Raw genomic sequence first — 3,941 nt, forward strand, 5'->3', positions numbered from 1 at the left:
CCCATAATTGCAAGACCACGAATAATATCAATCGACTTAATTCTTTCATTTGTTACCATTTGTGTTTGCAAAACTCTTCATCCTCGCTCCAACATGAGATTAGAAAATATTTCCTTTTTATTGTATAGTAAATAATATTTAACTAAAAAGAGAGAATATTCAAGGGTTTTATTTACAGAAGAGAATTTTGATGGTTATATAAATTAAATATTCTATATTTTGTTATCATAAATGACAGCTACCAGAAAGACAACAACAAGTATCACCATTTTGGAACGATCTTTCCCCACTCGTAAGTATAGAAATAAGGCTGCCAAAATGACAGCCTTTTTTTCGTATATATACAACCACTGGTAAATCCGTAGTTAGTTTCTTATAATTCATTTAATTGTTTAATCATTTCCTCAAGCATTTCCTCACTAAAGTTACCCATGCTAAAGTTCACCATAGCACGAAGCGGCAAATATTTCATCATTGCCTCCATCATTTCTGATGTATCGACTTCATCTTGTTGGATATTAGAGAATGGGCTGTTTTTAGCAAACAACTCTTGGATTAATAGTGCACGTTCTTGATCTGCCAGTAAATCACCTAGTAACGTATTTCGGTGAACTGGCTTTCTAATGGAAACTGTAGATTGAACGAAGATGTTTTCCTTCAAAACAATTTCTTTCGAAGATTTTCCGATTAAAATTTCAAATTTACCTGTTTCAACATGCCAATCTTGTAATTCGACATTATAGTAAGCAAAGGAACGTTTATTTAAAGTAAAGGTTACACTTTTTTCTTCTCCCGGTTGCAAGTATACTTTTTCAAACCCTTTCAGCTCTTTTTCAGGTCTTATGACACTCGTTTCTTCATCTCTCACATATAGCTGAACTATTTCTTTGCCTGCGATTTCGCCGGTATTTTTAATATTGACAGTAACCGTAACATTTTCGAAATCTTTAATATCTTTTTTATTCACTGCAAGATTGCTATACTCAAAATTTGTATAGCTTAGTCCGTAGCCAAACGGGTATAACGGTTCAATATTTTTAGTGTCATAATATCTGTATCCGACAAAAATGCCTTCCTTATACTCCACCTTATCACCTTCGCCAGGGAAGTTTAAAAATGATGGATTATCACTTAATTGTTTCGGAAATGTTTCAGCTAATTTTCCACTTGGATTTGCCTCACCAAACACTAAATCAGCGATAGCTCCCCCAAGAGCTTGTCCTCCTAAGTATGCTTCTAGTAAGCCTTTTACACTATTAAGCCATGGCATCTCGATTGGTGCACCATTGCTTAAAACAACGACAATGTTTGGATTTACTTCAGCTACAGCTTCAATTAATTGACGGTGATTTTCCGGAATACGCAAATGGTTGCGATCGTAGCCTTCTGACTCATATCGGTCAGGAAGTCCTGCCAAAATGATTACTTTATCTGATTGAGTGGCTACCTTCTTCGCGTCTTCTATAAGCGAAGCTATCAATTCATCATTATCAAGCGTGTAACCTTGAGAATATAAAACTTTCGCATTTTCCCCAACCGTATTTTCAATTTCTTCGAAAATATTCTCAAGCTTTGTCGGATTTACATGTGAGCTACCTCCACCTTGGTATCTTGGCTTCTTCGCAAGTTCTCCAATGACGGCAATCGTACCTTCTTTTTTCAACGGAAGAATTCGGTCATTATTTTTCAACAAAACCATGCCTTCTCTCGCTGCTTCCCTAGCAAGTTGATGGTGTGCATCCTTGTCATAACTAGTCTTTTCTTTCTTATGATCTACTGCCATAAAGATAATGCGTAAAATTCTCTCCACTGCCTTGTCTAGCTTTTCTTCAGAAAGCTTTCCATTCTTTAATGCTTCAATAATTTTTCGATCACCGTTACCAAAGCTAGAGGGCATTTCAAGTTCGAGTCCTGCGTTCAAACTCTTATCACGTTCATTCACTGCACCCCAGTCAGAAACAACAAAGCCATCAAAACCCCACTCATCTTTTAAAATATCATTCAACAAGTATTTGTTTTCCGAAGCGTATTCACCATTCACCTTATTATACGAACACATCACTGTCCACGGCTGAGACTTTTTAACAGCATCTTCAAAACTAGCTAAATAAATTTCTCTTAATGTTCTCTCATCGATAATGGAGTCCGAAGACATTCGACGGTGCTCCTGATTGTTGGCAGCAAAATGTTTTAGAGATGTTCCTACCCCCTGGCTTTGCACGCCTTTAATATGATTTGTGGCCATTTCAGATGATAGATAGGGATCTTCAGAGAAATATTCAAAGTTTCTTCCACAAAGTGGTGAACGTTTGATATTTGCTCCAGGTCCGAGCAGAACAGCTACATTTTCCGCTTGGCATTCTTCCCCTAAAGCAACTCCTACTTTTCCAATTAGTTCTTTATTCCAAGAGCTAGCCATTCCCGCTGCAGAAGGGAAACAAGTCGCTGGAACACTGTCATTAATACCTAAATGGTCAGCCCCTCCTTTTTGCTTACGAAGTCCATGCGGGCCATCCGTCACCATAATTGATGGGATTCCTAGTCGTTCAATCCCCTTTAGATTCCAGAAATCCAATCCAGAACAAATACTTGCTTTTTCCACCAGTGTCATTTGTGTAATAATTGCTTTAATATCTCTTTTCATTGTTAACCTCCAAATGTATTTACTTATTTTTGGATTGCTTATAGACATTATAATGACTTTAAAATTGAAATTATGGTACTTTGTTAATAATTTTTGTATAATTTTAATATCATTTTTCAGACAATTTCACTCATGTAAGTGCACATTTTGAAGCAAGGAGGTTTACGATGAGTTGTTTTCGTATGAAAGATTTAGAATACATTTGTAAACTTATGTATGAATCATTTAAGGTCCCTGTTTTTTATTTAGATAAAGAGGGAGAAATTATATTCGACTTTTCTTCCAATTACAAACATACTTCTCTATATGTATCAAAAAAGAATCTTTTGCATCAGTTATTCCATTGTGATAATCCACATGAATTTCCTGTGCACGTCACAACCAATTACATGGAAAATTATTTTTCGATTTCCTTAAAGGATAAGAATTTATATAAAGGTACAATAATAGTAGGTCCATCCATTCACACTGAAATAACAAAAGAAATGATAAAAGGACTTCTTATCGAATACAATATCTCAAAGAACGAGACTGATATTATTCATTACTATCAGTCACTTCCTATAATAAGCCACTTACAATTCATCTACATGAGCATGCACTTTTACTACATGATTTATAATGAAAAGTTAGATATCTCATCTATCCTCCAACAAAATAAATCATTAGTAAAAATACCCCTTGAAATAACGAATGCTAATGTTACGATTTTGCAAAGACGTCAAGATAACCCTTTACATCAGGATCCTTTACACGAGAGAAGAATTTTCCAAGCAGTCAAAGAAGGTCGTAAAGATGAATTGATGCAATATCAAAAAATGATGCGAAAAGATACTATGGGAATTCTATCTAAAACGAGTCATTTACGAAGCGAAAAAAACTTGGCGATTGCAGGGATCACTTTGGCAACGAGAGCTGCTTTGGAAGGCGGTCTTCATCCGCAAATCGCTTATACACTAAGCGATTTATTTATACAAAACATTGAAGAAATAAAGAATAGTAAAGATTTATTTAACTTCTTAGAAGATGCGATTTGTGATTTTACTGACCGGGTACGGAAAAATAACAAACAAAAATTCTCTAAGCCAATTAGCCTTTGTCAAAATTACATCTTTAGTCATCTCTATGAAGATGTTCCTTTATCAAAGCTCGCACAACTTACTGAACTTCATCCAAATTATTTATCTACGCTCTTTAAAAAAGAGACCGGGATTAGCGTAATTGAATATATCCAGAGGACAAAGGTAGAAGAAGCTAAAGATTTAATCACCTATACCGACTATTCATTATCAGATAT

2 protein-coding genes are annotated in these 3,941 nt (G+C 35.2%); one reads left to right on the forward strand and one right to left on the reverse strand.

The genetic code is table 11. The features are described from left to right. Positions 1-373: 373 nt before the first annotated feature. A complete protein-coding gene (locus V7014_RS19870) occupies positions 374-2,644 on the reverse strand; it encodes a glycoside hydrolase family 3 C-terminal domain-containing protein (RefSeq protein WP_335509582.1) in 2,271 nt (756 codons plus the stop codon). A 182-nt stretch (positions 2,645-2,826) separates the two neighbouring features. On the opposite strand from V7014_RS19870, the gene V7014_RS19875 reads away from it, so the two are divergent. After that, a partial coding sequence (locus V7014_RS19875) for an AraC family transcriptional regulator (protein WP_335509583.1) occupies positions 2,827-3,941 on the forward strand: 1,115 nt, incomplete at its 3' end.

The sequence above is a fragment of the Bacillus sp. JJ722 genome (assembly GCF_036963345.1).
In the GTDB taxonomy this organism is placed as follows: domain Bacteria; phylum Bacillota; class Bacilli; order Bacillales; family DSM-1321; genus Bacillus_AD.

What these genes read in the sequence shown, in the direction of transcription:
- V7014_RS19870 (WP_335509582.1), bottom strand. Translation starts at nt 2,644, where the DNA reads ATGAAAAGAGATATTAAAGCAATTATTACACAAATGACACTGGTGGAA.